The organism is Mesorhizobium sp., from assembly GCF_004962245.1.
Lineage (GTDB): Bacteria > Pseudomonadota > Alphaproteobacteria > Rhizobiales > Rhizobiaceae > Mesorhizobium.
Genome location: NZ_SUHQ01000015.1, coordinates 39344 through 60566, shown reverse-complemented (window position 1 = coordinate 60566; position 21223 = coordinate 39344). Strand labels below are relative to the sequence as shown.

Annotated in this window: 21 protein-coding genes; 7 read left to right on the top strand and 14 right to left on the bottom strand. The window is 63.7% G+C overall.

The annotated features are described in order from the left end of the window. Positions 1-370 precede the first annotated feature (370 nt). Complete coding sequence (locus tag E5X88_RS17340; RefSeq protein WP_292163405.1) at positions 371-790, top strand: hypothetical protein; 420 nt, start codon at positions 371-373, stop codon at positions 788-790. On the opposite strand, the gene E5X88_RS17335 is transcribed toward E5X88_RS17340, so the two are convergent. Further along, a complete protein-coding gene (locus E5X88_RS17335) occupies positions 761-1276 on the bottom strand; it encodes a MerR family transcriptional regulator (protein WP_292163402.1) in 516 nt (171 codons plus the stop codon). The two genes, E5X88_RS17340 and E5X88_RS17335, sit on opposite strands and share 30 nt — an antisense overlap. Before the next feature lie 232 nt (positions 1277-1508). Between E5X88_RS17335 and E5X88_RS17330 the strand changes: the two genes are divergently transcribed. The 3 genes from E5X88_RS17330 (at position 1509) to E5X88_RS17320 (ending at position 5946) form a co-directional block, all read left to right on the top strand. Then, on the top strand, positions 1509-2396 hold the full coding sequence (locus E5X88_RS17330) for a DMT family transporter (RefSeq protein ID WP_292163401.1): 888 nt from the start codon (positions 1509-1511) through the stop codon (positions 2394-2396). Positions 2397-2472: 76 nt separating this feature from the next. After that, entirely contained in the window at positions 2473-3357 is an 885-nt protein-coding gene (locus E5X88_RS17325) for a DMT family transporter (RefSeq protein ID WP_292163399.1), read from the top strand. Between the two features lie 366 nt (positions 3358-3723). Next, positions 3724-5946 carry an AMP-binding protein gene (locus E5X88_RS17320; RefSeq protein ID WP_292163396.1) on the top strand — a complete coding sequence of 741 codons (2223 nt, stop codon included), beginning with the start codon at positions 3724-3726 and terminating at the stop codon, positions 5944-5946. A 4-nt stretch (positions 5947-5950) separates the two neighbouring features. Here the strand turns inward: E5X88_RS17320 and E5X88_RS17315 are convergent, their stop codons facing one another. From E5X88_RS17315 to E5X88_RS17300, 4 genes are all read right to left on the bottom strand, one after another. Then, the gene (locus tag E5X88_RS17315) at positions 5951-6214 is read right to left on the bottom strand and encodes a hypothetical protein (RefSeq protein WP_292163395.1); all 264 of its coding nucleotides are present in this window, start codon (positions 6212-6214) and stop codon (positions 5951-5953) included. Positions 6215-6379: 165 nt separating this feature from the next. Next, positions 6380-7195, bottom strand: coding sequence for a phosphatidylcholine/phosphatidylserine synthase (locus tag E5X88_RS17310; RefSeq protein ID WP_292163394.1), 816 nt, complete (start codon positions 7193-7195; stop codon positions 6380-6382). Between the two features lie 3 nt (positions 7196-7198). Further along, positions 7199-7897, bottom strand: a complete 699-nt coding sequence (locus E5X88_RS17305) for a phosphatidylserine decarboxylase (protein WP_292163393.1) — start codon at positions 7895-7897, stop codon at positions 7199-7201. Between the two features lie 137 nt (positions 7898-8034). Continuing rightward, on the bottom strand, positions 8035-9291 hold the full coding sequence (locus tag E5X88_RS17300) for a DUF4375 domain-containing protein (protein WP_292163391.1): 1257 nt from the start codon (positions 9289-9291) through the stop codon (positions 8035-8037). A 260-nt stretch (positions 9292-9551) separates the two neighbouring features. Between E5X88_RS17300 and E5X88_RS17295 the strand changes: the two genes are divergently transcribed. Continuing rightward, positions 9552-10424: an SMP-30/gluconolactonase/LRE family protein gene (locus tag E5X88_RS17295; protein ID WP_292163389.1), complete on the top strand. Its 873-nt coding sequence runs from the start codon at positions 9552-9554 to the stop codon at positions 10422-10424. 5 nt (positions 10425-10429) lie between these two features. On the opposite strand, the gene E5X88_RS17290 is transcribed toward E5X88_RS17295, so the two are convergent. The 4 genes from E5X88_RS17290 to E5X88_RS17275 all read right to left on the bottom strand — a co-directional run bounded on the left by E5X88_RS17290 (position 10430) and on the right by E5X88_RS17275 (position 14764). Beyond that, complete coding sequence (locus E5X88_RS17290; RefSeq protein ID WP_292163388.1) at positions 10430-10777, bottom strand: antibiotic biosynthesis monooxygenase; 348 nt, start codon at positions 10775-10777, stop codon at positions 10430-10432. A gap of 106 nt (positions 10778-10883) precedes the next feature. Beyond that, positions 10884-12770, bottom strand: a complete 1887-nt coding sequence (locus E5X88_RS17285; RefSeq protein ID WP_292163386.1) for an ABC transporter ATP-binding protein/permease — start codon at positions 12768-12770, stop codon at positions 10884-10886. A gap of 121 nt (positions 12771-12891) precedes the next feature. Further along, the gene (locus E5X88_RS17280; protein ID WP_292163385.1) at positions 12892-13218 is read right to left on the bottom strand and encodes a metalloregulator ArsR/SmtB family transcription factor; all 327 of its coding nucleotides are present in this window, start codon (positions 13216-13218) and stop codon (positions 12892-12894) included. A 100-nt stretch (positions 13219-13318) separates the two neighbouring features. Next, positions 13319-14764, bottom strand: a complete 1446-nt coding sequence (locus tag E5X88_RS17275) for an Ig-like domain-containing protein (RefSeq protein ID WP_292163384.1) — start codon at positions 14762-14764, stop codon at positions 13319-13321. Between the two features lie 148 nt (positions 14765-14912). Between E5X88_RS17275 and E5X88_RS17270 the strand changes: the two genes are divergently transcribed. Together E5X88_RS17270 and E5X88_RS17265 are read left to right on the top strand one after the other, a co-directional pair. Continuing rightward, the gene (locus tag E5X88_RS17270) at positions 14913-15524 is read left to right on the top strand and encodes a TIGR00730 family Rossman fold protein (protein WP_126040556.1); all 612 of its coding nucleotides are present in this window, start codon (positions 14913-14915) and stop codon (positions 15522-15524) included. A 105-nt stretch (positions 15525-15629) separates the two neighbouring features. Next, positions 15630-16631, top strand: coding sequence for a transporter (locus E5X88_RS17265; protein ID WP_292163383.1), 1002 nt, complete (start codon positions 15630-15632; stop codon positions 16629-16631). Here the strand turns inward: E5X88_RS17265 and rarD are convergent. The 5 genes from rarD to E5X88_RS17240 form a co-directional block, all read right to left on the bottom strand. After that, entirely contained in the window at positions 16606-17541 is a 936-nt protein-coding gene (rarD, locus tag E5X88_RS17260) for an EamA family transporter RarD (protein ID WP_292163381.1), read from the bottom strand. The genes E5X88_RS17265 and rarD overlap by 26 nt on opposite strands. A 145-nt stretch (positions 17542-17686) precedes the next feature. Further along, positions 17687-19309 carry a citramalate synthase gene (gene cimA, locus E5X88_RS17255; RefSeq protein WP_292163379.1) on the bottom strand — a complete coding sequence of 541 codons (1623 nt, stop codon included), beginning with the start codon at positions 19307-19309 and terminating at the stop codon, positions 17687-17689. Further along, the gene (pip, locus tag E5X88_RS17250) at positions 19306-20262 is read right to left on the bottom strand and encodes a prolyl aminopeptidase (RefSeq protein ID WP_292163378.1); all 957 of its coding nucleotides are present in this window, start codon (positions 20260-20262) and stop codon (positions 19306-19308) included. Before pip ends, cimA begins: the two co-directional genes overlap by 4 nt. Continuing rightward, on the bottom strand, positions 20259-20735 hold the full coding sequence (locus E5X88_RS17245) for a GFA family protein (protein WP_292163377.1): 477 nt from the start codon (positions 20733-20735) through the stop codon (positions 20259-20261). Before E5X88_RS17245 ends, pip begins: the two co-directional genes overlap by 4 nt. Beyond that, positions 20732-21223: a GFA family protein gene (locus tag E5X88_RS17240; protein ID WP_292163375.1), complete on the bottom strand. Its 492-nt coding sequence runs from the start codon at positions 21221-21223 to the stop codon at positions 20732-20734. Before E5X88_RS17240 ends, E5X88_RS17245 begins: the two co-directional genes overlap by 4 nt.

The window sequence follows — 21223 nt, the reverse complement described above, 5'->3', positions numbered from 1 at the left end:
GTCCGCCCTCCTCGACAGTCATTTCATTCGCCCGTCGCGACACTCGATGGAACCGGTACGACCTAGAGCGGCGGGCTTTCAAGTCGAAGCGTACTGCCGCTCCATCTTCTTGTTTGAGCATCGGATTTTCCAAAACCGGTACCCACTTTTGGGTCCGACGCTCTAGACTTCGATTTCACGACATTTGGATCAGAGTGACAAGCGGCCAGACATGGCTGCGTCATTTGACAGAGTACCTGTTCATGCGACCTGGGGCCGCCAGGCAATGACGCCGTCCGTCCGAGCCCGTACCTCGGGTGAGGCCAGGCAGGTAGCGACGGCCTCGTAGCCGGGCGAGCCGGGGTAAGGGGCGACATGCGTTAGGGGGGCTGTGATTGGCGGGGCAGAGGATGATCGCTTCGTCGGTGCCAACGGCCGCCAGGTCCAGTATCGCGCAGGAGCGTGTGAGCAGAAAAAGTGGTCGACCACCAGGCCCACGGCGGCGCAGATGGGCAATCAGTGCCTCTTGAGAGGCCTGATCCAGTCCCCGTTCGATCATGTCGACGACCAGCATCGCCGGGCCTTCGACCTCCAGTCCGGCAAGCAGGGCGATCAGTGCATCCGATACCGTAGCGCCGTCCTCAGCGAGCCAGGCCAGCGTCTGATCGACCCGCGACCTGAGAGCTGGGTCGGCGTCCAAGAGAGCCAGGGCCGTCGCGCCGCCATCCGTCAGTCGGTCCAAGCCAAGGAAGGCGGTGTTGGGCAGGGTCTCGGCCAGGCGCTACGCCAGTCGGGTCTTGCCACTGCCTAGCGGACCGATGATGTAGTTCAGCGGTCGGATATGTCCCAGTTCGAAGCGCTCGCCGCCCCACGGCCAGGGCAGGTCGAAAGCGACGCTGAGCCTGACGTCTGGCGCCATCAGGCGCGCCAGTTCCCCAGCGGTTGGCGCCTCGCCTCGAACGAGATCATCCCGTAGGCTACCGATCTTCTCTATAGTGCCGACAAGCTGGCGCAGCCGGTCTTCGAGTGCTACCTGGTGCGCGGCCAAGATCGGCTCCAAGCCCCGCGAGTCGCCCTCCAACACCCGCGCCACCTGGGCGAGGCTGAAGCCAAGCGCGCGCAGGGCCGCGATCTCGGCGGCGCGACTCATCTCGACAGGACCGTAGGCCCGCCATCCGGCCGCGGTCCGGATTGGAGCGATCAGGCCACGCTGCTCATAGAGCCGCAGGGCTTTGGCCGACACCCCGAGCCGGCAAGCGGCTTCGGAAGCGTTCAGGAACTGGGCGGAAGAGCTCATGAATCACCTTGTTGCTATTGACCGCCCTTCTATCGGGGCTGCCCAAGGGGCCGAGTCAACAGGGAAGGAAGCGTGCGATACGGATGGTTACGTCGTGTCGATGCCGCCAGCCCTGCCCCAACGCAAGCTCTCCGCTGGCGCAGCGCCGCGCAAGGTTTCACCCGTATGCTTATACGTGGCGGCTTGATTGGCAGGCTTCCCGCTCTTCCTCGCGACAGCCGCCGGATCAACCATGGCCGATATCGCCATCCTGGAAACCCGCGAACGGGTTCTCGCCGGCATTCTGTTCACGGGTGCCGCCTATTTCCTGTTTTCCGCGCAGGATGCCTCGATCAAGCTCCTGGTCGCCAGCATGACGGTCTGGCAGATCATGTTCTTCCGCAGCATGACCATCCTGGTCGCATGCGCGGCGATCGGCGGACGTCGCCTGTTTGCGGATACTGCGCGCTCGCCCATCGTCGGGCCGATGTTCGTGCGCAGCGCCTTCACGCTGGCGGCGTGGCTCTGCTACTATAATGCCGCCCGATATCTGCAGCTGGCCGAACTCACCACCATCTATTACGCAGCCCCGATCATCGTCACCGTGCTTTCGGTGATCATGCTCGGCGAAAAAGTGCCGATATTGCGCTGGCTGGCGGTGTTGATCGGTTTTGCCGGCGTCTTCGTTGCCTGCGACCCCGCCCGTCTCGGCCTGTCGATGCCGATGCTGCTGGTATTGGCCGCCGCCTTGCTGTGGGGCATCGCTATCGTGCTTTTACGCAAAATGGCGATGGCAGAGCGTTCGATGGTCCAGCTCATCCTCAACAATTTCTACTTCCTGATCTTTTCGGCGCTGCCGGCGTTGCTTTTGTGGCAGATGCCAGACTGGGGTCAGGTGCTGCTTCTGATCAGTGTCGGCGCGCTCGGCGGCGTTGCGCAATACCTGCTCTTCGAAGGTATGAAACGTGCGCCGGTCTCGATCGTGGCACCGTTCGAATATACCTCACTGGTCTGGGCTTTCGCGCTCGGCTACGCAATATGGGGCGACGTGCCGCGCCACGAAGTGTTCCTCGGCGCCGCCCTGATCGTCGCCGCTGGCCTGCTGATCATCGGCAACGAGCATTTCCGCAAGCGGCTGTAGGATGCGGCAACCCCTGCTGACAGTACGGTGTCAGGACAAGGCAGCGTAGTCTGGTGACATGACGGGATCCCTAAGCATGCCAGGCACCATCGACACCGCTGCCGAGCGCACCCTTGGCATTATCCTGGTTTCGGCGTCGGCGGCGGTCTTCGGCCTCACCGGCGTGTTGACCAAGTCGATCCATGCCGACCCGCTGACCATCACCTGCTGGCGTGGCTTCGTCGGCTCGATCCTGATCACGCTCTATGTGCTTTGGCGGCGCCGTCGCTCCGGCGGACGTGAAAGCCTGCGCCTCGGCTGGCGCGGCTGGCTGCTGGCGATCGAAGGCGCGCTCGCCAGCATCGCTTTCATCTCGGCGTTCAAGTTCACCTTCGTCGCCAATGTCGCGATCATCTACGCCACCGCGCCCTTCGTCACCGCGCTGCTTGCCTTCATGCTGGTCCGTGAGCGTTTCCGACTGCAGACGCTTGCCGCCGCCGCCGTGTCGCTCAGCGGTGTGGCGATCATGGTCTGGTCCGGCTTTGGCACCGGCCATCTGCTCGGCGACGGGCTGGCGCTGCTGATGACGATCGGCGCCGCGCTCTACATGATCATGGTGCGCTCTTTCCGCGATACGCCTGTGGTGTGGGCCGGCGCGGTATCGGCGTTTCTTTTGTTCGTGCTCGGCTGGTTCGTCACCGACCCATTGGCGGTCTCGGCCAGAGACGCCGTTCTGCTCGTCGCTTTCGGGATGTCCTTCGCGCTGGCCTCTATCCTGTGGACGGAGGGGGCACGGCTCATCCCGGCCGCCGAATCCGGCCTGCTGGGCTCGGCTGAAGTACCGTTCGCGATCCTGTTCGCCTTCCTGTTCCTGGCCGAGATCCCGCCGGCCGCCAGCATGATCGGCGGCGTCATCGTGCTCTGCGCGGTGTTCGCCCATGCCGGGCGCGACTGGCAAGCGGCCAGGCAGCGCTCCGCCTGAGAAAATCTACCGCTGAAATAAATTGCCCCTGAAATAAATCCGCAAAGTCATGGAACCATCATCGGGTTCAGGCATTGTTGGGTTGACGGGTCACCCCAAGTCCCCCCAAACCCCTCGGCCCGTCAACCTATAGCCGACCGCAAGGTCGGCTTTTTCTTTGGGCGCTAGGCTAGGGCCAAGGGAAGGCTGTCTGCGAACATGCCGGCTGCGCCCCGGTCGAGCAGCCTCTGAATGGCGCGCAACCGACTGTTCACCCGCAAGGTAGAGAAGGAAAAGCTCCGCATTGACGTTGGGCCCACTTCGGCTAGGTTCTCACCGAAGCGCCCGCCGAAGAGGCGCGACGTGAAAAACGTTGGGAGATGCGGCATGATCCTGACACTAGCGCTGCTTGCGGGCCTCGTTGCGGCCTGGTTGCTGATCGGCGTGGTGGAGAAATTCCGCCTCGGCCTGCGCTTCGTCCAGGCGCTGCTCTATGTGCCGTTCAAGCTCGCCTACCGGATTGCCGACAGCCGTATCAGGATCGCCCGCAACGCGGCCACCCCGGTCATCTACGTCATTTCGCATCAGTCGCGCCTCGAACCGGCGCTGATGCTGTCATTGCTGCCGGAAGACACGCTGCACATCCTCGACGAGGCCTCGGCGCGATCGCCCTGGCTCGAACCCTGGCGCGAGCTTGGCCGCACCATCGCCTTCAACGCCGAGCATGTCTTCGTCAGCCGCCGGCTGGTGCGGGTGCTGAAGGGCAAGGGCCGCCTCGCCGTCTACCTGCCGGATATGGTCGAGCCTGATGTCAGGACATTTCGCCTGTTTCGCGCCGTCACCCGCATCGCGATGCAGGCCGACGCCCGCATCGTGCCGATCTTCGTCGCTGGAGCGCGAACGCTGCCGGCATCGCTGACACCGGAGGACAAGGCGCCCCGGCACTGGTTTCCGCACCTGTCGATCAGTGTGCTGGAGCCAATGACCATCGCCGAACTGGTGGCGCGAAACCCTGATCAGTCCTCGAACACCAACGCGCTGTTCGACCGTTTCGCCGAGGCCCGGCTGTTCGGCAGCGATCTTGATCGCGGGCTGTTTCTCGCCATACGCGACGCCGCCGACCGTGTGGGCGCCTCGCATCCTATCGTCGAAGATGTGATCGGCGGCGCACTGAGTTACAGAAAGCTGTTCATCGGCGCGCGGGTGTTGGGCCGCCGCTTCGAGGCTGTGACGGCACCGGGCGAAGCGGTTGGACTGCTGCTGCCCAACGCCAACGGCGTTGTGCTGTCGCTCATTGGGCTGTTGTCGGCGAGCCGGGTGGCGGCGATGATCAACTACACCGCAGGACCGGCCAGCGTCACCGCAGCCGTGCGCACGACGGAGATCCGCACAGTGGTCTCGTCGCGAGCCTTTATCGACAAGGCAAGCCTCGCTGACATCGTCGCGGCGGTGGAAGAAGGCGGCGCCAGGCTGCTATGGCTGGAGGATGTGCGGGCCAGCGTAACCGTGCTGGACAAGCTCGCCGCCGCTTTGCTGTGGCGCCTACCGCTGCAGGGGCAGGACGCGGCCAAGCCAGCGGTGATCCTGTTCACCTCAGGCTCGGAGGGCACGCCAAAGGCGGTGGTGCTCTCGCATAGGAATCTTCTCGCCAACGCCATGCAGGCCGAAGCCCGCATCACCATCTCCCCGGCCGACATCCTGCTCAACGTGCTGCCGGTGTTCCACTCGTTCGGGCTCACCGGCGGCACCATCCTGCCGCTGGTCACCGGGGTAAAACTGTTCCTCTACCCCTCGCCGCTCCACTACAAGCTGATCCCCGAGGTCGCGCGCAAGGCAAGGCCGACCGTCATGTTCGGCACCGATACGTTCCTCGCAAACTATGCGCGCACCGCCAAGGACGGCGATTTCTCCAGCCTGCGCTTCATCGTCGCCGGCGCCGAAGCGGTGAGACCGGAGACGCGCCGTGTCTACCGTGAACGCTTCCAGGCCGAGATCATCGAGGGTTTCGGGCTGACCGAGGCAGCGCCGGTTGTTGCCGTCAACACAGCCATCCACGGCCGCGACGGCACAGTCGGGCGGCTATTGCCGGCCATGCGGATGAAACTCGAACCGGTCGAGGGCGTCAGCGGCGCCGGACAGTTGTGGATCGATGGGCCGAACCTGATGATGGGCTACATGACATCAGATCGACCCGGTGAATTGCAGCCGCGCGACGGCTGGCACGATACCGGCGACATCGTTTCGGTCGACCGCGAAGGCTTCCTTACCATTCGCGGCCGGGCCAAGCGCTTCGCCAAGATCGCCGGCGAAATGGTGTCGCTGGGCGCGGTCGAGATGCTGGTGCAGTCGCTATGGCCGGAAGAGCACCACGCCGTGGTGGCGGTGCCGGACAAACGCCGCGGCGAGCGCATCGTGCTGGTCACCACCGCCAATGACGCCGACCCCGACGAATTGCGCACGTTCGGCAAAAAGGCCGGTGCCGCCGAACTGATGGTTCCGAACGACATCGTCAAGGTCGAGGAAATCCCGGTGCTGGGTTCGGGCAAGACCGACTATGTCTCGACCCGCAAACTGGCGATCGACCGGCTGGGGCTCAACGCGGCAGCTTAAAGCGCTAGAGGACCACCACCGACAACAGCAGGATGACGCCGACCGCCATCATTGCCAGGCCCGGCCAGTTCTGCGACAGGCCGAGGAAACCAAGACCGCGCCGCCGCGGCTCCAGTGTCGGGCCTGGCGTTGCGAGCTTTGGGGTCGGGCGATCCGGCGCCGTGTGAACAGGCTCCGGATCGCTGAGCCGCCCTCGCCCGAGGGCTGCGCCAGCCATGTACACAACGCCAGCGACAATAAGCAACGCACCGATGAGGACGACAGCCATTTCTCCTCGCTCTTCTCCAGGTGCTGCACCTGGGACAGCAGCTTGAGAGATCGGTGGCGAGGCGTTTCGGGAGGTCGCGCGCCTCGCCCGTTGAGACAGAACGGTCGAGATGCCCGGCAGGTTCCCGCACCAGGTGACCGTCGGAGCGAATTGGCGACAGGCCTGTCAACCGATATCCGAAGGCGGAACCTTCTCGCCCTCTCGCTTGGCACGCCTGCTATAGGCGCGGACGCTGAACGGCAGGAAGATCAGATAGCCGGCGACCGACGCCGTCAGCGTGTACCAGGGGTAGGTCATCAACAGCAGGATGTAGAGGACGACGCCGAGGATGATCGGCAGCACCCTGTCGCCCGGGATTTTCAGGCTCTTGCCGGAATAGACCGGCAGCCGGCTGACCAGCAGGAAGGCGACCAGAATGGTGAAGCCGGTGGCGACGTAGGCTGCAGGGCGGGATGGCTCCAGGCCAAGCCGCAGGAAGTACAGATAAAGCGGCAGCATCACCAGCACGGCACCCGCCGGCGCTGGCACACCGACGAAATACTCGACCTGCCACTGCGGCCGGTCGGTCTCTTCGTCGAGCACGTTGAAGCGGGCAAGCCTAAGCCCGCAAGCGATGGTGAACAGGAGCGCGGCAATCCAGCCCGGCGAGCCGGCCCGGTCGAGCAGGAAGGCATAGAGCACCAGTGCGGGTGCTACGCCGAAATTGACGATGTCGGCCAGCGAATCCATCTGCGCGCCGAATTTGGACGTCGCCTTCAGCATTCGCGCCAGGCGGCCGTCGATGCCGTCGAGGAAGGCGGCGAGCAGCACCATCACCACTGCCGGCTCGAAACGGCCTTCGAAGCCGAAGCGGATGCCGGAGAGGCCGGCGCAGATGGCGAGCACGGTGACGAGATTGGGCAGCACCATGCGCATCGGGATTTCACGGATGCGCGGGCCGCCGCCGCCATGCGCCTCGAATTTCTTGAATGGCGCGCCCACGGCTCAGGACACCCGCACGAGCGGCGTTGCGGCGACACCGCCGAATTCGGCCAGTATGGTCTCACCGCCAACCGCGGTCTGACCGACGGCGACACGCGGTGTCGCCGTCGAGGGCAGGAACACGTCGACGCGCGAGCCGAAGCGGATCAGCCCGAAGCGCTCGCCGATGCCGATCGTGCCGCCGGCCTCGGCCCAGCAGACGATGCGCCGTGCCACCAGGCCGGCGATCTGCACCGCGGCTACTGTGCCGTTGGGGCTTTCGATGACCAGGCCGTTGCGCTCGTTGTCGGCACTCGCCTTGTCGAGTGCGGCGTTGAGGAATGCGCCCGGCCGATGCTCGATCCTTGTGATGCGGCCGCGCACCGGAGCGCGGTTCACATGGCAGGAGAAGACGTCCATGAACACCGAGATGCGGGTCATTTCGGTGCCGCCGAGTCCGAGTTCGCGCGGCGGCATGGCCGGACCGACCGCGGTGATGATGCCGTCGGCCGGGCTCACCACCAGCCGGTCGTCGACAGGCGTGACGCGCTCCGGATCGCGGAAGAAATAGACGCACCAGGCCGTCAGGATGAGGCAGATCCAGAACAGGATCGAAGAGAAATAGCCGAGGAAAAGCGTCACCGCGGCGAACGCCGCGATGAACGGATAGCCTTCGCGATGGATCGGAACGAACGTTTTCTTGATCGTGTCGACGAGGTCCATGGGACGGGAGCAGCCCTTGTTTCAGGTCCGGCCTCAATAGCGGAAACACCCTGTGGCCGCAACGCGGCAATGGGGAAGGTCTCCGGCCCCAATACCGTAGCCGTGGAGTGGGTTTAGGCAGAATGCGCAGAAGCGGCTCAGCCCGCAGCGGCAGAGCGGGCAAAATGCTCCTCAAGCTCAGGCATCCAGGCTTCCGCCAGCTTTGCGTCGTCCTTGCCGCGCAACAACGCACTTCCGTTAGGAGACGATTGGATAAAGAAAGCCTTGCCGCCAGCAATCACCACCCAGTTCAAGACCGCTCCTTCATCCTTCGGCACGACCGAATTTGCGGAGACGATGGCGTCGGTCGGATCAAATCCTGCTTTGCGCAGCAAAAGGTCAATGGCGACCGGCGCGTGGTATTCCTCTGCCAGATTGACGACCGTGGTGATCTCCGACGCTTCGACGCGGGCAAGTCTGGTGCCGACACGTGGGGCGTTAGCTCCCAACAGGTTCTCACCTGCGCGTACGATGGGCGGATCCTCCTGCGCGATATATTCATAGATAGCGGCGTGCGCGTCGGTAACGACGCACAGCCTGGGCTCCTTCGCGCTGGTGCGGAGTTGGTAAGTCATCTGCTGCTCGCCCTCGACATTCAGTACCCTCGCCATGCCGAACGCCAGCTTGACTTCCGGTGGCGAGAGCCTGGCGCAGGCAAGGCCGACACCGACAGCGCGCCAGCCGATCATCTGCCGTGCCAGCTTGGTAACCGAGCGATGAAGAAGCCTGCCAGCGCGCTGGGGATTGGCCATCACCAACTGATATATGGCATCGTCGTAGTCGTCATCATCGACAATTTTCAGATCGGGCCATGAAGCGATCCAATGTGCCGTCAGGCGCTGCATCGGCTCAGCCTCGTCAGCATCGTAGAAAGCATCATCAAGCGTATCGAGGAAGTCGTCGCGGCCGCCCTCGAAGCCGGTCTGTCCTGCAGCTTCATCAGGATGCTCGGCGACCCAAACAGACATCTTTTCCAGAGTTGCCAACTGCTCCTTCGCGCCCATGGAGGCGAGACCGGCACGCGCGCTAGCGATGATGGCGTCGATTTCCTGGCCTGCGTTGTGGATGAATTGGCTGTGACCGCCATTTTTCACCTCGGCCGAATACAAGTCCGCGTGATAAACTTGCATCGCCTTTGGACTGATTTCCGAATAATGGTAGACCCCTTCAGAAGTCATAGTTTGGATGAACCTCTCGACCGCGAAGACGAGTTCGAAGGGCTCGTCCATCGCCGCTTCCACGGCCGAGCGACGTACCACAATGGGCAGCGGCAGATGGACTTCCGACTGCCCTGCAGAAGGCGTCGCCGGCTGCCCGGACGTCTTCTTAGGCTTGCGCGAAAAAAATCCGAACATCCAAAGTGCTCCTGAATCGCACAAGCAACAGCTGGCGGGTTATTGCCGGCTAGACGATATCATCTGCTGAGAAAGAAAAAAGGCATTCAACTGATCTGGTTTGTCGACGCCTTCCAATGCGAAGCGCGAAGAAAAGCGCGCCAATCGCCAGGGAATCCTGAGGAACGTGTCGGAACATCGCCCCGTCGCTCGTCCTTGGACGGATAGCGCTTCGCGACGGCTCCGGAAAGAGCGGCGTCGTGCAACAAGGGAGCAAGCCAATGCCGTCGCCGAAATCAGCCGCCAGGAAAGCGAATATCATCACGAATGGCCTTGCCTTCGGCGAGTCGCCGCGCTGGCATGACGGTCGGCTGTGGTTCTGCAACTGGGGAACCGGCCAGATCATCGCCGTCGACGCCGACGGCAGCAGCGACATCATGCTAACCGTGCCGGCCACCCTGCCCTATTCGATCGATTGGCTGCCGGACGGTCGCCTGCTCGTCGTCTGCGGGTGTGAGGGACTGGTGCTGCGGCAAGAAACAGACGGTACGCTGGTCACCCATGCTGATCTGCGAGGTCTTTCAAGGAGCCCTTGGAACGAGATCGTGGTCGATGGGCGCGGGAACATCTACGTCAATGGCGGCGGGCCAGTGCCGGCTCCCGGCCAGCATTTCGGCCCCGGCACCATTGTGCTGATTACCCCGGACGGGTCCATGCGGCAGGTGGCGGACAAGATTGCCTTCGCCAACGGGATGGCGGTGACGCCTGACAACAAGACGCTGATCGTCGCCGAATCCTACGCCAACAGGCTGACCGCCTTCGATATCGCCGCCAATGGCAGCCTTTCCAACCGGCGGCTTTGGGCCAACCTCGGCAACGGCTTTCCCGACGGCATCTGCCTCGATGCCGAGGGCGCCGTCTGGTATGCCGACGTGCCCAACCGGCACTGTGTACGCGTGCGCGAAGGCGGCGCGATGCTCGAGAGCATCGACGCCGATCGCGGCTGTTTTGCCTGCATGCTCGGCGGCGCCGACGGCAAGACGCTGTTCATCGTCACCGCGGAATGGCGCGGCTTTGAATACATGATCAGCAATGCCCGCACCGGCCAGGTGCTCAGCATCGAGGCACCGGCACCAGGTGCCGGCTGGCCGTAGAGAGCCTACACGCCGGGAATCCGCTGATAGTTGGCGATGTCGGCCTTGACGCCGAGCCGGGCGATCGTCTCCTGCGGGTTGAAGGCAATGCGCTCATGCGCAGCCTTGACGATCGGCACCACCTTGTCGACGGCCGCCTGGCTTTCCCATTCGACAATGGTGACGAGGTTGAACTCGCCCGGCCCGGAGAATTGCTCGAGCAGGAAATCCTGCACGAAGCCTTGCTGCTGGCGCAGCAATTCATGCGTCATCCTGACCTTGGCGATGATTTCTTCGCGGGCCGCGCCAGGGACGACGAACTTGTCGACCCTGAACACACTACCATTGCCATATTGTTGATTTAGCTGATCCATTTCCGTATCTCCGATCGCGAACAGGTGCACCACGTACCTTCGATCACGGTCTACGATCTCAACTTAAGTTGAGGTCAAGCGGAAAAATCAACTCGTTCTCAAAACGTCAGCTCACCTCCGAGGTGCGGCGGCGGACGACGACGCCGAACTCGTCGCTCTCGCGCGCAATCCGCAGCCGCTCCTCGGCCTCCGTCGCTTCGCGCTGGCGGTCCCACATCGAGGCGTACAGACCGGCCTTGCGCATCAAGGCGGCATGCGTGCCGCGCTCGGCGATCTGGCCGTCCTGCAGCACGATGATCTCGTCGGCCGAAATCACCGTCGACAGGCGGTGGGCGATGACGAGGGTGGTGCGGCCCTGGCTGACGAGATCGAGCGCCGCCTGGATCTCCTGTTCGGTATGGCTGTCCAGCGCCGAGGTCGCCTCGTCGAGCATCAGGATCGGCGGCGCCTTCAAAATGGTGCGGGCGATCGCCACGCGCTGCTTCTCGCCGCCGGACAGTTTCAGTCCGCGCTCGCCGACCATCGACCGGTAACCGTCGGGCAACCGCTCGATGAACGGCCCGATCTGAGCGAGTTCGGCCGCCTTGCGGACGTCCTCCTCGCTGGCCTCGACGCGGCCGTAGCGGATGTTGTAGGCGATGGTGTCGTTGAACAGCACGGTGTCCTGCGGCACCATGCCGATCGCCGCGCGCAGGCTCTCCTGGGTCACGTCGCGAATGTCCTGCCCGTCGATCAGGATCTTGCCGCCCTGGATGTCGTAAAAGCGGAACAGCAGCCGCGAGATGGTCGACTTGCCGGCGCCTGACGGCCCGACAATGGCAATCGTTTTGCCGGCCGGCACCTCGAAGCTGATCCCTTTCAGTATCTTGCGGTTGGGATCGTAGGAAAAATGTACGTCGCGGAACTCGACCTTGCCAGCGCCGACGACCAGCGGTTTGGCACCTGGTTTGTCGACGATCTCCTGCGGCACGTCGAGCAGGTCGAACATCTGCTCGATGTCGGTCAAGCCTTGCCGAATCTCACGGTAGATGAAGCCAATGAAGTTGAGCGGCACCGATAGCTGCATCAGCATGGCGTTGATGAAGACGAAGTCGCCGACAGTCTGCGTGCCAGCCTGCACTTCCAGCGCCGAAAGGCACATGACGATGACTGTGCCGAGACCGAAGATGACACCTTGGCCGAAGTTCAGCCAGCCAAGCGAAGTCCAGATCTTGGTCGCGGCGATCTCGTAGCGCGCCATCGAACGGTCGAAGCGCTGGGCCTCCATGGCCTCGTTGTTGAAATACTTGACCGTCTCAAAGTTGAGCAGCGAGTCGATCGCCTTGGTGTTGGCATCGGTGTCGCTGTCGTTCATGTCGCGGCGGATGCCGATGCGCCAGTCGCTCGCCCTTACCGTGAACCAGACATAGAGCCAGACCGTGACCGCGACGACCGCGACATATTTCCAGCCATAGGCATAAGCGAAAATGCCGGCCGTCAGCGCGAACTCGAGGATGGTCGGCAAGGTGTTGAGCACGGTGAAGCGAACGATCGTCTCGATACCCTTGGTGCCGCGTTCGATAATGCGCGACAGGCCGCCGGTGCGGCGTTCGAGATGGAAGCGCAGCGACAGTTGATGCATGTGGATGAAGGTGCGGAAGGCGAGCTGGCGCACCGCATACTGCCCGACGCGGGCAAACAGCGCGTCGCGGAGCTGATTGAAGCCGAGCTGCAAAAGCCGCACGATATTGTAGGCGACGACCAGCATGACCGGCGCCAGCAGGAAGGCCGGCAGCGGCGGCACCGACCTGGCGTCGCCGGCCAGCGCATCGGTCGCCCATTTGAAGAAATAGGGGCCGGCAACCAGCGTCAGCTTGGCGACGACAAGAAGCACGGTCGCCCACACCACCCGTGCCCTTAGGTCGGCGCGGTCGGCGGGCCACATATAGGGCCAAAGGTTGCGCAATGTCTTGAAAGTCGAACCCGAGTCGGCGGAAACGGTTTTTTCGGCCATTTTTATTGCCTTTTTTCTTATCTCTTATTGCCTGACCATGATCTTTCCGAACCGTAGGTCAGCGCAGTAAAAACCGGTTTCCACTTTTCGCTGACGCGGTCCTCCGCTTCGGGATCATGGTCTAGCGGCCGGAGCAGCAGGAATTGACGAGCGCGGCCAGCGATGCGGAAACGTCGGCAAGCGCATGGCCGTCGACTTCGTAGCGCGAGCGTTGCCGGTCCGGTTCGTAGCGGACGAGCCCGGCGTCGACCAATATCTTCAGATGCTGCGAAACGGTAGACTGCGCCAGGTCGAGATGATCCACGACCTCGCGGCAGCAGCAGGAGCGGTTGGCCGAAAGATGCCTGAGGATCTCGATCCGCGCCGGATGCGAAAGCGCGGCAAGCTTCGCGGCGACGGACTGGCTATCGGCGAAGCCGCAGGTCTTCTCGATCAGGGGAGCGTTCATCGTCTATCGCCGATAGACGATGAACAAACTTTCTGCAAGAGACCCGAACCAAGAAAATTGATTTCTACGGAGTCTTGAACGTCTAACTGATGTTAAACGTCTAGTTGGGTTTGGTCGGGGTCGTTGTCATCTGGTCGCCCATTGCCTTGAGGTCGGCGGCTTCGCCTTCCTGCGATCTTTCCGGAACCTTGAACACCTGTCCCGGCCAGATACGGTCGGGATCGCTGATCTGATCCTGATTGGCGAGATAGATGGTCGAGTAGCGCACGCCGTGGCCATAGACCCGCCGCGAGATCCGCCACAGCGTGTCGTGGCGGCGGATGATGACGGCGCCATCGGCATGCTCGAGTTGGGGCGCCGTCGTCTCGGGAATTTTGGCCGCCGGCGTTGCCGCCGCCACTCCGGCCGGGGCTTCAGCAGCGGGAGCAGCAGGCGCGGTCGCGTCAGCGGCGGGCGGCGTGGCAGACTGGACCTCGGCTGGCTTCGGCTCGGCGGGTGCCACGGCGGCGATCGACTCGCCTGGCTCCCGCTCGAACGGCACGGCGGCACGCGCCACCACCTTGACCCCGTCGGCATCGAGTGCGTCGACATGAATCGTGTAGGTGCCGACTGGAATGTCGCGCGTCGCCTCAACCAGGAAGTGGCCATCGGGCGAGGTTTTCGCGTCGCCGAGCAAGATATCGTTGGCGTAGGCACGCACCTTGCGACCGGGGTCGGCGAGGCCGGCGACGAAGATCTTGCTGCCGTCGATCTCGACGGCTTCGACAATGATCTTGGGCTCCGCCACAGCGGCAGCAGACGCTGGTGGGGCCGGCTCGGGTGCGGCTGGGGCTGTAGCAGCCGGGGCAGCAGGTGCCGGCGAGGCCGGCGCCGGCGCTGCGGCGGCAGGCGCTTCGGGGGCCGGGGCAGCCGCCTGGTCGCCGCCGGCGGGCGCCTCAGGCTTTGTCTCGGCGGTGGGAACGGTAAGCAGTTCGGACGGCTTGCCCGGCTCCTCGACCATGGCCAGCACCTGGCCGGCCGGATTCTGGGGAATCGAGACGACGGCGGTCTGCGCCGAGGGGGTCACGACATTGTCGGGCGTCGTCGAACGCAGTGTGATCGTGTAGTCGCCGGATTTAAGCGGATCGTCGAGAACGATGGCAAAGGCGCCATCAGGACCGGCGACCGTCGAGCCGAGAACTGTCGAACCGTTGAGGATCTCCACCTTGGCGTTGGGCGCCGCACTGCCGGCGACGACGATGGAACCATTGCTTTCCACCCGCACGACATCGAAACTTGGAGCGACCACCCCGGCCACGGCCGGTGCCGTCGCCGGCGCTGCCGGTGCCATCGCATCGGCGGCCGGCGCATCCGTAGCCTCAGGCGGAAGCCGTCCCTCGGTGGCCGGCTCGGCCGGCTTCTCTGCCGGCGGGCTCAGCGAGGCCACTTCCGCCGGCGGCGCGCGATTGAGATATGGGTCGAGCGCGCCCGACACATAGGCGGTTCCCGCAGCGGCGACGGAGCCGCCGGCGGCGAACAAAAACGCCTTCAATGGATTAATTGCCATATTTCCCTGCCCCTTAGCCACCTAATGCCGGTCTAACCTGTTTTGCCCAAACCGACAAGAAAAAGGGGGCCGACAAGAAAAGGAGCCAGCAAGAAAAAGCCCATCCCGGGGCTTGACCATGAATAGAGACCCAATCACCAATCATCTCATGAACACGATTCGATCCGTCTGTGTCTATTGCGGCTCATCTCCGGGCCGCGATGAAACCTATGCCAAGGCCGGACACCTGCTTGGGCGTTCGATCGCCAAGTCCGGCCTGCGTCTGATCTATGGCGGCGGCACCAGGGGCATCATGGGAGCCGTTGCCGAAGGCGCATTGCGGGCTGGCGGCAAGGTGACGGGTATCATTCCACGCTTCCTGATCAACAGGGAGGCCACCGAAACCGCGCTTGATAGGCTCGACGAACTCGTGATCACCGACAACATGCACGAGCGCAAGCACAGCATGTTCGAGAAATCCGACGCCTTTGTGGCACTGCCGGGCGGCATCGGCACGGTCGAGGAAATCATCGAGATCATGACATGGGCGCAGCTCGGCCATCACCGCAAGCCGATCGTCTTCGGCAACGTTGGCGGATTCTGGGATCCGATGCTGGCGCTGCTCGACCATATGATGGCCGAAGGCTTCATCCACACCGCGCAGCGAGTCAAGCCGCTGGTGGTCGAAGACCCGGAAGCGATCGTCGCCGCCATCATGGTCGCTGGATCGTCGGTCGATGCGCCGACCGAGGGTGTGCAGTCGGTGATCGACAAGCTCTGAGCCACCGTCAAGAAACCGTCACACGAAACCGGGTTCGCCCGTGCTAGGAATCACAGTCCGGCCGCCACCGCGCGGCGCCGTATTCGAGACCCTGGCGAAGCGACCATGAATATCGCTCTCAACGCGGAAGGCAGCGAGCTGTCGCCTTATCTGCCCGACGAGCATGGGCTGTTCTTCATCTATCATTTCACCGCCGAGGGCACGCGAACCAAAGACCCGGCCGCCACGCACTGGACATGGCGCAGCTACCAGCTCTCCGACATGCGTGCCCGCCATGAGATCGCCACCGAACCTGCGCTGCCGCCGCCAGTGCGCGACGCCTTCCTGTCGGCCGGCCATGGCTGCCATATCGACCTCGAGGGCGACTGGCTCCATGGCGACCTGCCGGATCTGCGCCACGACTATTCGGCGGAGGCGCGCGGGCTCGGCCATTTCCGCTTCGCCTTCAACGACACGATGCTGATCGGCGGCCGCAAGCAGCCGCTACGGTCGGTCGATAATATCCGCAAGGCGATCGACAACGGGTCGCGCAAGTTCCGCTCTCCGGCTGAATTGATCGAGGCTGTCATGGGCCAGTCGCTCGACGGCATGGTGACGGAACTCGGCAGCCTTGGCGACACGCTCGACGGCATCGAGGACCGCATTGTCTGCGACGCATGGCACAATGAGCGGCAGGCGCTGGTCGATGCGCGCCGGCATCTGGTGGTGATCCATCGGCAGATGGCGACGCTGACCAGCCTGTTCCGCCATCTCGACCATTCGCATCGCAACGATTTGCCGGATGCGATCAACGACATGGCGGCGCGGCTTTCGCACCGCGCCCATACATTGCACCATGACGGCGAGCAATTGCAGGCGCGCGCCCGGCTTTTGCAGGACGAGCTGATGGCCAAGCTGACGACGCAGTCGAACCAGTTGCTCTACATGCTGTCGGTGATGACGGCGGTGCTGTTGCCGATGACGATCATCTCCGGGCTGTTCGGAATGAATGTCGGCGGCCTGCCGTTGGTCGACACGCCGGTGGGCTTTTGGGTGGCGTCGGCGATATCGCTGGTTGTCGCGGCGGTCGTCTATCTGTTCGTCAGGCGGCTGGGGCGCGGGATGTAGCGCCGGCCTTGCGCGCCGAAGAAAACATCGACCAGGAGTAGATCGCCAGCGCCGTCCAGATCAGGCCGAAGGCGATGGCCTGAGTGCTGCCGAAGGGTTCGCCGAAAATCAGCACGGCGATCAGGAACACGATGGTCGGCGCGATGTACTGCATGATGCCTATGGTCGAGAGACGCAAGAGCCTGGCGCCGAAGGCGAACAGCAGCAGCGGCACCGCCGTGACCGGGCCGCAGCCGATCAGCAGCGCGGTGTCGGTCGCATTGCCGGAGACGAAATGGTCCTGCCCGGTGACGATGAGGAAGATGATGTAGCCGAGCGCCGGCACCGACAGCAAAAGCACCTCAAGCAGGAAACCCTGGCTCGGGCCGACCGGCAGCGTCTTGCGGAAGAAGGCATAGGCGGCGAAGGAAAAGGCAAGCGCCAGCGACACCCAGGGTAGCTTGCCGCCCTCGATCGTCAGCACAGTGACCGCGACCGTGGCCAGCGCCACCGCCGCGATCTGCAGCCGGTCGAGCCGTTCGCCAAGCAGCAGCGCGCCGACGACGACATTGACCAGCGGGTTGATGTAGTAGCCGAGCGCGGTCTCGACGGTACGGTCGACCGCGATCGCCCAGACATAGATGCCCCAGTTGACCGAGATCAGCGCCGCCGTCAGCGCCGCCATCGAAATGGTGCGCGGCGAACGAAGTGCGGCCTTGAAATCCGCGGTGCGGCCGGCCCAGACCAGAACGACGGCCGCGATCGGCACCGACCAGACGATGCGGTGCGCGATGACTTCGGCCAGCGGCAGGTGTGCGACCGCCTTCATGTAGAAGGGCAGCAATCCCCACAGGAGATAGGCGCCCAGCGCCAGCAGGAAGCCGCGACGGGCCTTCGAGTCTGCTTCGAGCTGAATTGAATGCGTGGCCATGGCCCAATGCTATGCGCCAGCGGCTTGCCCAAGACCATCGCAAAGTTCTGATGGATCAATGGACTTTCGCTGATGGTTCAAGAGGCTGCCTTCGCAGAACCTGGGTTCCTCGCCCCACGAAGTGGGGGCGAAGAAGAGCAGCAACCTACTCCGCCGCGACCAGCCCGGCCATCTCGCGGTTCTTCATCAGCTTGTAGACGATCGAATCCATCAGCGCCTGGAACGAGGCGTCGATGATGTTTTCGGAGACGCCGACCGTCCACCAGCGGGCGCCGGTGCTGTCATGCGATTCGATCAGCACGCGGGTGATCGCCTCGGTGCCGCCATTGAGGATACGCACCTTGAAGTCGGCAAGCTCGAGGTCGACGATCTCGCTCTGGAACTTGCCGAGGTCCTTGCGCAGCGCGATGTCGAGCGCGTTGACCGGGCCGTGCCCTTCCGCCACCGACATCTTCTCCTCGCCGTCGACCAGCACCTTGACGATCGCCTCGGAGACCGTCTTCAGCTGGCCGTTGGCGTCGAAGCGGCGCTCGACCATGCAGCGGAACGAGGTGACGCTGAAGAATTCCGGCAGACCGTGCAGCATCTTGCGCGCCAGAAGCTCGAAGCTGGCATCGGCGCCCTCATAGGCATAGCCCTCGGCCTCGCGCTCCTTGACCACCGATATCAGCGCGTCGAGCCGATGGTCGTCCTTCGGCACGTCGATGCCGCGCCGTTTCAGCTCGGCGAGGAAATTGGCCTTGCCGCCCTGGTCCGAGACCATGACGCGGCGGCGGTTGCCGACCGCTTCCGGCGACACATGCTCGTAGGTCGCCGGCTCCTTGGCCAGCGCCGAGGCATGGATGCCGGCCTTGGTGGCGAAGGCGGAAGCGCCGACATAGGGCGCCTGCGCTTCCGGCGCGCGGTTCAGCAATTCGTCAAAGGCGCGGGACAGGCGCGATATCCCGGCCAACGCTTCGGCCGATATGCCTGTTGTGAAGCGGTTGGAAAAGGCCGGCTTCAGCGCCAGCGTCGGCACGATCGAGATCAGATTGGCGTTGCCGCAGCGCTCGCCGATGCCGTTCAGCGTACCCTGGATCTGGCGCACGCCGGCCTCGACGGCGGCGAGCGAATTGGCAACAGCCTGGCCGGTGTCGTCATGGGCATGGATGCCCAGACGGTCACCGGGGATGCCCGCCGCGATGATCTTCTCGACGATGGCGCGCACTTCCGACGGCTGCGTGCCGCCATTGGTGTCACACAGCACCACCCAGCGCGCGCCGGCGTCGTAGGCGATCCTGGCGCAGGCCAGGGCGAAGTCCGGATTGGCCTTGAAGCCGTCGAAGAAATGCTCGCAGTCGACCAGTGCTTCCTTGCCGGCACTGACCGCCGCCTCGACCGAAGCCTTGATCGCCTCGAGGTTCTCCTCGTTGGTGCAGCCCAGCGCGACGCGGACATGGTAGTCCCAGCTCTTGGCGACAAAACAGATGGCGTCCGACCTCGACTGGACCAGTGCGGCAAGACCTGGATCGTTCGAAGCCGACACCCCTGCCCGCTTGGTCATGCCGAAGGCAACGAATTTGGCTCTAGCCGTACGCTTCTCGGTAAAGAAGGCGGTGTCGGTCGGGTTGGCGCCGGGATAGCCGCCCTCGATATAGTCGATGCCGAACTCGTCGAGCAGCTTGGCGATGGCGATCTTGTCCTCGACGGAAAAGTCGATGCCCGGCGTCTGCTGACCATCGCGCAGTGTGGTGTCGAAGATATAGAGGCGCTCGCGAGCCATGGTCATTTCCCCGCAAACTCATCCGTCGCCCGGATCAGCCGGTCGAGAATGCCCGGTTCCGAATAGGCGTGGCCGGCGCCCTCGATCAGATGGAAATCCGCCTTCGGCCATGCCTTGTGCAGCGCCCAGGCATAGCGCGCCGGGCACGGCATGTCGTAGCGGCCGTGGATGATGGTGCCGGGGATATCCCTAAGCTTGAAGGCGTCGCGCAGCAGCTGCCCCTCCTCCAGCCAGCCGGCGTGGACGAAATAGTGGTTCTCGATGCGGGCGAAGGCGACGGCGTAGTCGTCTTCGCCAAAAGGGCCGCTGGTTTCCGGATCCGGCAACAGCGTGATCGTCTCGCCCTCCCACAGGCTCCAGGCGCGGGCGGCCTCGATCTGCGCCTTGCGGTCGCTGCCAACCAGCCGCTTGCGATAGGCGGCCATCATGTCGCCGCGCTCGGCCTCCGGGATCGGCGCCAGGAAGCGTTCCCATTTGTCGGGAAACATTTCCGAGACGCCGAACTGGTAATACCGTTCGAGTTCCGCGCGCGTCAGCGTGTAGATGCCGCGCACCACCAACTCGCTGACCCGCTCGGGGTGCGTCTCGGCATAGGCCAGCGCCAAAGTCGAGCCCCAGGAGCCGCCGAACACCAGCCATTTGTCGAAGCCGCACATGTCGCGTAGGCGCTCGATGTCGGCGACCAGATGCCAGGTGGTGTTGGCCTCGAGCGAGGCATTGGGCGTCGACTTTCCGCAGCCACGCTGGTCGAACAGGATGACGTCGTAGAGCTTCGGGTCGAACAGCCGCCGATGCTTCGGCGAGATGGTGCCGCCCGGCCCGCCATGCAGGAACACAGCCGGCTTGGCGCCCCTGGTGCCAGAGCGTTCCCAATAGACCTGGTGGCCGTCGCCAACGTCCAGCATGCCGGTCTCGAAGGCTTCGATCTCGGGATAGAGGGTACGCAACGCGCTGCTCATAATTTCAGGCCCTGCTGCGGCCAGTTGGCCGTCTCGTGATCCGGATGCTGGAAGGAGATGATCGATTCCTGCCGGGTGTAGTAATCGGGATCGTCGTGGATCGGCGCGTCGAAGATCTTCTCCACCCACGGCAGCCGGGCGGCGTAATTGACCTGGATCTGTGGTGCGAGGTCGGAGCGGTCATCAAAAGCGCCGATGGCGATCTCGAGCCCACCGGGCTGCCGGTAGGTCAGTGGCGTGCCGCAGCGAGCGCAGAAGCCGCGATCGATGTTGACCGACGACTGGAAATAGCTCGGCTCCTCGCGCACCCATTCGACGCCGTCCTTGGGCACCGTCACCAGCGCGCCGAAGAACGAGCCGAATTGTTTCTGGCACATGCGGCAATGGCAGATGGACGGGCGTCCGAGTGCCCCACGAATGCGGAAACGCACGGCGCCGCACTGGCAGCCGCCGGTTCGAATGGTATCGGTCATGATCTGTCCTCCGGCGGCCATTGTTCGGTGTCGTGGTCGGGGTGCTGATAAGAGACAAGATCGGCAAGATAGGAGGCCGACGAGATGTCGGCCATCGTGTCCTCGCCGGGCAAGTCGTGGATGTGATCCACATAGGGGAGCTTTGCCTCGGTGCCCCACTGGATGGTCGGCGCAATCTCCTGCGGAGCGTCGAAGGCGGCGATGGCGAGCGCGATGCCGTCGGGCGCCTCGAAGGTCAGCGGCGTGCCGCAATCGGCGCAAAAACCACGCAATGCGGCGTTGGAGGAGCGGAAGCGTTTGGGCTCACCGCGCGTCCAGTCGAGTTTTGCGTCACGCACGGACACCAACGGCAGATAGAAATTGCCGCTCGCCTTCTGGCACATGCGGCAATGGCAGACGGAGGCGTCACCCAGTGCGCCTTCGACACGGAAGCGCACGGCGCCGCACTGGCAGCCGCCTGTGTAGACCGGTCTGTTGTCGAGGCTCAT

Coding starts and splice junctions, on each gene's coding strand:
- E5X88_RS17290 (WP_292163388.1), bottom strand. CDS start 10,777: ATGGATCAGCTAAATCAACAATATGGCAATGGTAGTGTGTTCAGGGTC.
- E5X88_RS17240 (WP_292163375.1), bottom strand. CDS start 21,223: ATGAGCCTCGACAACAGACCGGTCTACACAGGCGGCTGCCAGTGCGGC.
- E5X88_RS17295 (WP_292163389.1), top strand. CDS start 9,552: ATGCCGTCGCCGAAATCAGCCGCCAGGAAAGCGAATATCATCACGAAT.
- E5X88_RS17265 (WP_292163383.1), top strand. CDS start 15,630: ATGAATATCGCTCTCAACGCGGAAGGCAGCGAGCTGTCGCCTTATCTG.
- cimA (WP_292163379.1), bottom strand. CDS start 19,309: ATGACCATGGCTCGCGAGCGCCTCTATATCTTCGACACCACACTGCGC.
- E5X88_RS17270 (WP_126040556.1), top strand. CDS start 14,913: ATGAACACGATTCGATCCGTCTGTGTCTATTGCGGCTCATCTCCGGGC.
- E5X88_RS17245 (WP_292163377.1), bottom strand. CDS start 20,735: ATGACCGATACCATTCGAACCGGCGGCTGCCAGTGCGGCGCCGTGCGT.
- E5X88_RS17320 (WP_292163396.1), top strand. CDS start 3,724: ATGATCCTGACACTAGCGCTGCTTGCGGGCCTCGTTGCGGCCTGGTTG.
- E5X88_RS17330 (WP_292163401.1), top strand. CDS start 1,509: ATGGCCGATATCGCCATCCTGGAAACCCGCGAACGGGTTCTCGCCGGC.
- E5X88_RS17335 (WP_292163402.1), bottom strand. CDS start 1,276: ATGAGCTCTTCCGCCCAGTTCCTGAACGCTTCCGAAGCCGCTTGCCGG.
- E5X88_RS17285 (WP_292163386.1), bottom strand. CDS start 12,770: ATGGCCGAAAAAACCGTTTCCGCCGACTCGGGTTCGACTTTCAAGACA.
- E5X88_RS17325 (WP_292163399.1), top strand. CDS start 2,473: ATGCCAGGCACCATCGACACCGCTGCCGAGCGCACCCTTGGCATTATC.
- pip (WP_292163378.1), bottom strand. CDS start 20,262: ATGAGCAGCGCGTTGCGTACCCTCTATCCCGAGATCGAAGCCTTCGAG.
- E5X88_RS17300 (WP_292163391.1), bottom strand. CDS start 9,291: ATGTTCGGATTTTTTTCGCGCAAGCCTAAGAAGACGTCCGGGCAGCCG.
- rarD (WP_292163381.1), bottom strand. CDS start 17,541: ATGGCCACGCATTCAATTCAGCTCGAAGCAGACTCGAAGGCCCGTCGC.
- E5X88_RS17305 (WP_292163393.1), bottom strand. CDS start 7,897: ATGGACCTCGTCGACACGATCAAGAAAACGTTCGTTCCGATCCATCGC.
- E5X88_RS17280 (WP_292163385.1), bottom strand. CDS start 13,218: ATGAACGCTCCCCTGATCGAGAAGACCTGCGGCTTCGCCGATAGCCAG.
- E5X88_RS17275 (WP_292163384.1), bottom strand. CDS start 14,764: ATGGCAATTAATCCATTGAAGGCGTTTTTGTTCGCCGCCGGCGGCTCC.
- E5X88_RS17315 (WP_292163395.1), bottom strand. CDS start 6,214: ATGGCTGTCGTCCTCATCGGTGCGTTGCTTATTGTCGCTGGCGTTGTG.